The 7726-nt window shown below is 68.0% G+C and carries 8 protein-coding genes; 6 read left to right on the forward strand and 2 right to left on the reverse strand.

The window, feature by feature from the left end:
- A partial coding sequence (locus FV220_RS22835) for a DEAD/DEAH box helicase (RefSeq protein WP_187273507.1) occupies positions 1-1262 on the reverse strand: 1262 nt, incomplete at its 3' end.
- Positions 1263-1583: 321 nt separating this feature from the next.
- Here FV220_RS22835 and FV220_RS22840 point away from each other — a divergent pair.
- From FV220_RS22840 to bchE, 6 genes are all read left to right on the forward strand, one after another.
- Positions 1584-3086 carry an NCS1 family nucleobase:cation symporter-1 gene (locus tag FV220_RS22840; protein WP_147833341.1) on the forward strand — a complete coding sequence of 501 codons (1503 nt, stop codon included), beginning with the start codon at positions 1584-1586 and terminating at the stop codon, positions 3084-3086.
- A gap of 17 nt (positions 3087-3103) precedes the next feature.
- A complete protein-coding gene (locus tag FV220_RS22845; protein WP_018043454.1) occupies positions 3104-3832 on the forward strand; it encodes an aspartate/glutamate racemase family protein in 729 nt (242 codons plus the stop codon).
- Between the two features lie 99 nt (positions 3833-3931).
- Complete coding sequence (locus FV220_RS22850; protein ID WP_147833342.1) at positions 3932-4543, forward strand: hypothetical protein; 612 nt, start codon at positions 3932-3934, stop codon at positions 4541-4543.
- A complete protein-coding gene (locus FV220_RS22855) occupies positions 4536-4904 on the forward strand; it encodes a transcriptional regulator (protein WP_147833343.1) in 369 nt (122 codons plus the stop codon). The genes FV220_RS22850 and FV220_RS22855 overlap by 8 nt, the downstream gene beginning before the upstream one ends.
- Positions 4905-4942: 38 nt before the next feature.
- Entirely contained in the window at positions 4943-5653 is a 711-nt protein-coding gene (locus FV220_RS22860) for a di-trans,poly-cis-decaprenylcistransferase (protein ID WP_147833344.1), read from the forward strand.
- A gap of 29 nt (positions 5654-5682) precedes the next feature.
- Entirely contained in the window at positions 5683-7221 is a 1539-nt protein-coding gene (gene bchE, locus FV220_RS22865; RefSeq protein WP_147833345.1) for a magnesium-protoporphyrin IX monomethyl ester anaerobic oxidative cyclase, read from the forward strand.
- 9 nt (positions 7222-7230) lie between these two features.
- Here the strand turns inward: bchE and FV220_RS22870 are convergent, their stop codons facing one another.
- Positions 7231-7428, reverse strand: coding sequence for a hypothetical protein (locus FV220_RS22870; RefSeq protein WP_043764315.1), 198 nt, complete (start codon positions 7426-7428; stop codon positions 7231-7233).
- Between the last annotated feature and the right edge of the window lie 298 nt (positions 7429-7726).

The following is a 7726-nucleotide window of genomic DNA, read 5'->3' on the forward strand; positions in this document are numbered from 1 at the left end:
CCCTCGGGCTTGGCCGCCTCGGAGCGACCGCCTTCGCCGCCGCGCGAGCGCCGCGCGGCATCGCCACTGCGTCCGCGGTGGCGGGTCCGGGTCTCCCCCTCTTCGACGACATCCACCGACGGCTCGGCCAGGGTGCCGAGATCGCCCTCCGCCCAGGGAATCGGCTGGCCGATCAGGCTCTCGATGGCGGTCACCGAGCGCTCGTCGGAGCGGGTCACCAGGGTGAAGGCATGGCCGGCACGACCCGCGCGGCCGGTGCGGCCGATGCGGTGGACGTAGTCCTCCGGATGATGCGGCACGTCGAAATTGAAGACGTGGCTGACCGCCGGGATGTCGAGGCCGCGGGCCGCGACGTCGCTCGCCACCAGCAACGGAACCTCGCCGGAGCGGAAGCCGTCGAGGGCGATGGTGCGGGCGCGCTGATCCATGTCCCCGTGCAGGGCCGCCACGTTGAAGCCGTGGCTCGCCAGCGACTTCTGCAGCAGCGCGACGTCGCGCTTGCGGTTGCAGAAGATGATGCCGTTGTTGAGATCGGCCTCTCCGCGGATGAGCCGGCGCAGGAGGTCGCGCTTCTCGTGGCCCTCCGAGCCCGCGGCCACCAGCTTCTGTACGATCGTGGTTGCGGTGGAGGCCGGACGTGCCACCTCGATCCGCTGCGGGTTGTGCAGGAAAACGTCCGCCAGCCGCTCGATCTCCGGCGGCATGGTGGCGGAGAAGAACAGGGTCTGGCGCGTGAACGGCACCATCTTCACGATGCGCTCGATGTCGGGGATGAAGCCCATGTCGAGCATCCGGTCGGCCTCGTCGATGACGAGGAGCTCGACGCCGGTGAGCAGGAGCTTGCCGCGCTCGAAATGGTCGAGCAGGCGACCGGGCGTCGCGATCAGCACGTCGGCGCCGCGCATCAGCTTGGCATCCTGCTCGGCGAAGGAGACGCCGCCGATGATCAGGGCCACGTTGAGCTTGTGGTTCAGGCCGTAGCGATCGAAATTCTCGACCACCTGGGCCGCGAGTTCGCGGGTCGGCTCCAGGATCAGCGTGCGCGGCATGCGCGCGCGCGCCCGGCCGTTCTCCAGCAGGGTGAGCATCGGAAGGGTGAAGGCGGCGGTCTTGCCGGTCCCGGTCTGGGCGATGCCGAGCACGTCGCGACGCGCCAGAACATGCGGGATGGCTTGAGCCTGGATCGGCGTCGGGTCCGTGTAGCCCGCGGCCGTGACGGCCTGGAGGACCTTGTCGCTCAATCCGAGGTCGGCAAAAGACATATGCTGATGTGAACCGTTGCGCGCGGGAACTCGTAAGGGTCCGCACGGAGAAGATCGTCGTGAACCAGGCTTCGAGGTCCGTTCGAAAAGGATCGCTCGAACACTAGACCAGCCGCGCACACGCGTTGCGGGACACTTAGAGCCTTGAGGTGTCTTGTCAATCGACCACTGGCCGAGCACCCTCGCTTATCCGGTGCATACCGCACCCTACGGGATATCGACCGAGTGAGCGGGAGTACTGCCAAGCTGGCACACGCCCTGCTTGGGCCGATGCCCATCGGACATGGGCTTCGGCCCTCTCGACGAAGGAGGACCGGGCTCATGTCACACAGCGCATCGATCACCGAACCGGCCGCGTCCGGAGGCGCCGTCCCCACATCCCATGCCGACGTGGTGATCAAGCCCGGCTACGACGACCGCCTCACCAACGAGGACCTGGCCCCCCTCAGGAAGCAGACCTGGGGCACCTACAATTTCTTCGCCTTCTGGATGTCGGACGTCCACAGCGTCGGCGGCTATATCACGGCGGGCAGCCTGTTCTCCCTCGGCCTCGTGAGCTGGCAGGTGCTGGTCTCGCTGCTCGTCGGCATCCTCATCGTGCAATTCTTCTGCAACCTCGTGGCCAAGCCGAGCCAAGTCACGGGCACGCCTTATCCGGTGATCTGCCGGGCCTCCTTCGGCGTGAAGGGCGCCAACATCCCCGCCATCATCCGGGGCCTCATCGCGGTCGCCTGGTACGGCATCCAGACCTACCTCGCCTCCAGCGCCTTCATGATCGTGGCCTTGCGCTTCTATCCGGAGCTGAAACCCTATGCCGACGTAACCCAGTTCGGCTTCGCCGGCCTGTCCAGCCTCGGCTGGGCGGCCTTCATGGCCCTTTGGGTGATCCAGGCCCTCGTGTTCTGGCGCGGCATGGAGGCGATCCGCAAGTTCATCGATTGGGCCGGCCCCGCCGTCTACGTGGTGATGATCGCCCTGGCGATCTACCTCGTGGCCAAGGCCGGCGTGTCGAATGTCGGCCTCACGCTGGGCGAGGTGAAGTACCAGGGCTGGGACGCCCTGCCGGTGATGATCAACGCGGTCGCCCTGGTCGTCTCGTACTTCTCCGGCCCGATGCTGAATTTCGGCGACTTCTCACGCTACGGAAAGTCGTTCCCGGCGGTGAAGGCCGGCAATTTCTGGGGCCTGCCGGTGAACTTCATCGGCTTCTCGCTGCTCACCGTCATCACCACCTCGTCGACACTCCCGGTCTTCGGCCATCTCATCATCGATCCGGTGGAGACAGTGAGCAAGATCGACAACACCTACGCGGTGGTGCTCGGCGCCTTCACCTTCATGACGGCGACGATCGGCATCAACATCGTGGCCAACTTCGTCTCGCCGGCCTTCGACTTCTCGAACGTGGCGCCGCAGCACATCAGCTGGCGCATGGGCGGCATGATCGCGGCCGTGGCCTCGATCTTCATCACCCCGTGGAACCTCTACAACAACCCGGCCGTGATCCATTACACGCTCGACATCCTCGGCGCGTTCATCGGCCCGCTCTTCGGCATCCTGATCGCCGACTTCTTCGTGGTGCGGAAGCAGCACGTGGTGGTGGACGACCTCTACACGATGAGCCCGACGGGCACGTATTGGTACGATGGCGGCTACAACCGCGCCGCCATCTACAGCGTCATTCCCTCCGCCCTGGTGCCGGTGCTCTGCGCCGTCATCCCGGCCCTGGGGAGTCTGGCGAACTTCAGCTGGTTCATCGGCGTGGCCCTGGGCTTCTCGATCTATCTCGTCCTGATGCGTAAGACGGCGGTCACGGCCAAGGCCTGACCGGAGACCGATTCCCTTTGCGCATCCTGCTGATCAACCCCAACACGACCGACTCCGTCACCGACCTTGTCACCCGGCATGCACGGCGGGTGGCGGGCGACGCCGCCGAGTTCGTGCCGGTCACCGGGCGCTTCGGCGCCCGCTACATCACCAGCCGGGCCGCGTCGGCGATTGCGGCCCATGCCGCCCTCGACGCGCTGGCCGAGCACGCGGAGGGCTGCGACGCGGTCTATCTCGCCTGTTTCGGTGATCCGGGGCTCGGGGCGCTCCGCGAGATCTCCCCCCTTCCGGTGGTGGGAATGGCGGAAGCCTCGTGCCTTGCCGCCACCGCGCGGGGAGGGCGCTTCGCCATCGTCACCGGGGGCGCCCTGTGGGGGCCGATGCTGGAGGAGTTCGTGGCGGGGATCGGCCTGTCCGACAAACTCGCCGGCATCCGCACCATCGCCCCAACGGGAGACCGCATCGCACGGGACCCCGAAGCGGCCCTGGCGGATCTGGCCGCCGCCTGCACCACCTGCGCCCTCCGCGACGGGGCGGATGTGGTGATCCTCGGCGGGGCAGCGCTCGCCGGCCTCGCCGAGCGCATCCAGCCGCAGGTTCCGGTGCCCGTCCTGTGCTCGGTGGAAGTGGGCACCCGCGCGGTCCTCGCCGCCGCGATCTGCGGCTTGCCGCCGGGGCAGCCGGCACCGTCCATCGAGAGCATCGGCCTGTCGCCCACCCTGGCCGAGCGGCTGGCGCAGGATTGAAGGAAACCCGCAGTCGATGACCCCGCGTGCCGGAAGGCACTTGCGGGCGGCCATCGGATCGGCTTACTTTGCGATACAAAGTTGATCCGGGAGCATCGGATGTCCGATCTCGACAAGGCCCTGGCCGATATCGTAGCGATCCGCGCGCAGCTCGCCCGCGGCGACGCCTTCTGCGGGTTCGGCCCTTCCGCCATCGCCGCCACGGGCGTTCTCGCCCTCGGCACCGCCCTGGCCCAGCATGCCTGGCTCGACGACCCGACCGGGCAGCCGCTGCTGTTCCTCGGCGGCTGGATCGCCACCGCCCTGGCCTCCGCCGGCCTCATCGGCGCCGAGATGCGAGCCCGTTCGCGGCGCGACCATGCGGGGCTCACCGACACGGCGATCGTGAACGCGGTGGAGCAATTCCTGCCGGCGGGCGCGGCGGGCGCCCTGCTCGCCCTGGTCCTGGTGCGCGTATCGCCGGAAAGCCTCTGGATGCTGCCCGGCCTGTGGCAGGTGCTCGTCAGCCTCGGGCTCTTCGCCTCGGTGCGGTCCCTGCCGAAGGGCGTCGCGCTGCCCGGCGCCTGGTACATGGTGGCAGGTCTCGCCGTGCTGATGCTGGCCAGTACCGACCATGCCCTCTCGCCCTGGACCATGGGCATGCCCTTCGCCATCGGCCAGTTCCTCATGGCGGCGATCCTCTACCGCGCCCGGGAGGAGACCGATGCCTGAGGCACCTTTCGCTTATGACGGCCTCGACCGGGTCATCCACGAGAAGGCCCGGCTCGGCCTCCTCACCTCGCTGATGGCGGCCCCGAAGGGCCTCGCCTTCGGCGACCTGAAACAGCTCTGCGGCCTCACCGACGGCAATCTCAGCCGCCACCTCCAGGTGCTGCAGGAGGCCGGCCTCGTGGAGATCCGCAAAGGTCATGGCACGGGCCGGGGCGGTACGCGGCCGCTCACCACCTGCCACCTGACGCAGGCCGGGCGCACGCGTTTCCTCGACTACCTCGCCGTCCTCGAACAGGTCGTCCGGGACGCTGCCAAGGCCGCCGAAACCGCGAGCCTCCCCCTCGTCGCCCGACCGGCCTGACGCCCGAAATCCGTCTTTTTTTGCCAAGGAGCTTTGTAATGCAAAGTGAACACACACCCGGCCTGCATGTCGGGATCATCATGGACGGCAACGGGCGCTGGGCCTCGGCGCGCGGCCTGCCCCGCGCACTCGGCCACAGGGAAGGTGTCGAGGCGATCCGCCGGGTCGTCGAGGCGGCGCCGAAGCAGGGAATCGGCACCCTCACCCTCTACGCCTTCTCCTGCGACAACTGGCGTCGGCCGGAAGCGGAGGTCTCCGCCCTGATGGGGCTCCTCCGGCTCTATCTCCGCAACGAGGTCTCCCGATTGGTGGAGAACGGCGTGCGGCTCAGCGTGATCGGCCGGCGCGACCGTCTGCCCGAGGGTCTCGCCGCCGCCATAGGCCGCGCGGAAGCCGCGACCTTCGCCGGGAAGGCGCTGCACCTCCGGATCGCCGTCGATTATTCCGCCCGCGACGCCATCCTCGCCGCCGCCCTCGCTGGCGCCGGCGATCCCGGCATCACCCGCACCGCCTTCTCGGCCCTGGTGACGGGCGATGCCTGCGTGCCCGAGGTGGATCTCGTGATCCGCACCAGCGGCGAGCAGCGGCTCTCCGATTTCCTGCTCTGGGAGAGCGCCTACGCCGAACTCCACTTCACGCGCCGCCACTGGCCGGATTTCAGCGCCGCCGACCTCGAAGAGGCGCTTGCCGCCTACCGGTGCCGCGACCGGCGATTCGGCGGATTGGATGCCACGTCCGCCGCCGCCTGAGGGGATCGAGACAGGAGAAAGGGAAAGCCATGCGCATCGTCCTCGTCAACGTACCCCACCCGGCCATCGGCAGCCGCATTCCCGACGACCATCTCCCGCCCCTGGGGCTTCTCGCCATCGGCGGCCCCCTCATCGACGACGGGCACGACCTGCGCCTGATCGACGGGGAGTTCGGCCCGATGGACCCGGACGCCATCGTCGCGGAGGCTCTGGCCTTCCGTCCCGATGCCGTCCTGTTCGGGCATTCCGGCTCGACCTCGGGCCATCCGGTCATCGCCGACCTCGCATCTCGACTGGCGAGCGCCCGGCCGGGTCTCCCCATCGTCTATGGCGGTGTGTTTCCGACCTATCACTGGCGCGAGATCCTGAGGGACGAGCCCTACGTCACCGCCATCGTGCGCGGGGAGGGCGAGGAAACGGCGCGCCGTCTGATGGCTGCGCTCTCGGCGGGATCGCCCCTCGCCTCCGTGCCGGGCATCGCCTTTCGCAGCGGCGACGGTCCCCATGCCACGCAGGCCGCGCCGGTGATCCGCGACCTCGACGCCTACCGCGTCGGCTGGGAACTCATCGACCATGCCCGCTACAGCTATTGGGGCGGCCTGAGAGCCGTCGTCGTGCAGTTCTCACGCGGCTGTCCGCATCTCTGCAATTACTGCGGCCAGCGTGGCTTCTGGACCCGCTGGCGTCATCGCGACCCGGTGAGGTTTGCCAGGGAACTGGCCCGGCTCCATCGCGACCACGGGGTGCGGGTCATCAACTTCGCCGACGAGAACCCCACCGTCTCGAAGAAGGCGTGGCGGGTCTTCCTGGAAACGCTGATCGCGGAGAATGTGAACCTCATCCTCGTGGGCTCGACCCGCGCCGACGACATCGTGCGCGATGCCGACATCCTGCAGCTCTACAAGCGCGCCGGCTGGACGCGCTTCCTCCTCGGGCTGGAAAGCACCGACGAGGCGACCCTCGCGCGCATCAGGAAGGGCGGCGCCACCACTACGGACCGCGAGGCGATCCGCCTTCTTCGCGCCCATGGCATCCTCTCCATGGCGACCTGGGTCGTCGGGTTCGAGGAAGAGACGGATCGGGATTACTGGCGCGGCCTGCGCCAGCTCCTGTCCTACGACCCCGACCAGATCCAGATGCTCTACGTGACGCCCCATCGCTGGACGCCGTATTTCAGCATCGCCGCGAATCGGCGGGTGATCCAGACCGATCGACGCCGTTGGGACTACAAGCATCAGGTGCTGGCGACCCGGCACATGGCACCGTGGCGGGTGCTGCTGTGGTTCAAGTTCATCGAGGTGGCGGTCCAGGCTCGCCCGCGTGCACTCGCACGTGTCGTGTTCCATCGCGACGCGGGACTACGCCACGCCATGCGCTGGTACACGCGGATGGGGCGTCGGGTATGGTCCTATGAGATCGTGAACTTCCTGCGCGACCCGTTGGTGAAGAACGGGCCGAGCGTCGCAGAATTCTGGGGGGAGCCACAGGACAGCGAGGAAGAATCCATGGTCGTCGCCAACGCGGAACGGCGTCCCGAAGCCGCGAGGCCCCGCGCCGATGCGGCGTGACGGTCGACCTCAGATGAAGACGAAGAAGATACCGAAGCTAGCGATGAACCCCGCCAGCGATACGGCCGAGAGGGCCAGGAACCTGGACGAGGCGACCGCGCCCTCATCCTGCCCATCCTCGATGGGCGAGAAGGCGCGGCCTGCCGCCTGCGATGCGCGAATGAGATCGTCGTGGCGCACCATGCTCAAGGCTGCGGACGGCGCCATGTCGCTCTCCCATAGATACATTCGATGTGTGCTAACGCACCAACTCAGGGTTGGTTCCGGAACGCCGGCGTCATCCGCCCGCCATGTGGCGCGCCTAACTCGAACTCGATCCATTCCAAGGAACGAGTTCACCATGACCGAGCCGCTGCGCACCCGCTCGCAGGCCGCAGAAGACGGCGAGGATGCCGGTTCGAATCCGAGCCGGAACGCCACCTTCGGCGACGTGGTCGCCGCCCGGTTCGACCGGCGCGACCTGCTGCGCGGCCTGCTCGGGGTCGGTGCCATCGCGGCGGTGGTG

The organism is Methylobacterium sp. WL19 (assembly GCF_008040005.1).
In the GTDB taxonomy this organism is placed as follows: Bacteria; Pseudomonadota; Alphaproteobacteria; order Rhizobiales; family Beijerinckiaceae; genus Methylobacterium; species Methylobacterium bullatum.

Bases quoted from the DNA above. Each gene is read 5' to 3' on its own strand.
- FV220_RS22840 (WP_147833341.1), top strand. From the start codon at position 1,584: ATGTCACACAGCGCATCGATCACCGAACCGGCCGCGTCCGGAGGCGCC.
- FV220_RS22850 (WP_147833342.1), top strand. From the start codon at position 3,932: ATGTCCGATCTCGACAAGGCCCTGGCCGATATCGTAGCGATCCGCGCG.
- FV220_RS22855 (WP_147833343.1), top strand. From the start codon at position 4,536: ATGCCTGAGGCACCTTTCGCTTATGACGGCCTCGACCGGGTCATCCAC.
- FV220_RS22860 (WP_147833344.1), top strand. From the start codon at position 4,943: ATGCAAAGTGAACACACACCCGGCCTGCATGTCGGGATCATCATGGAC.
- bchE (WP_147833345.1), top strand. From the start codon at position 5,683: ATGCGCATCGTCCTCGTCAACGTACCCCACCCGGCCATCGGCAGCCGC.
- FV220_RS22870 (WP_043764315.1), bottom strand. From the start codon at position 7,428: ATGGCGCCGTCCGCAGCCTTGAGCATGGTGCGCCACGACGATCTCATT.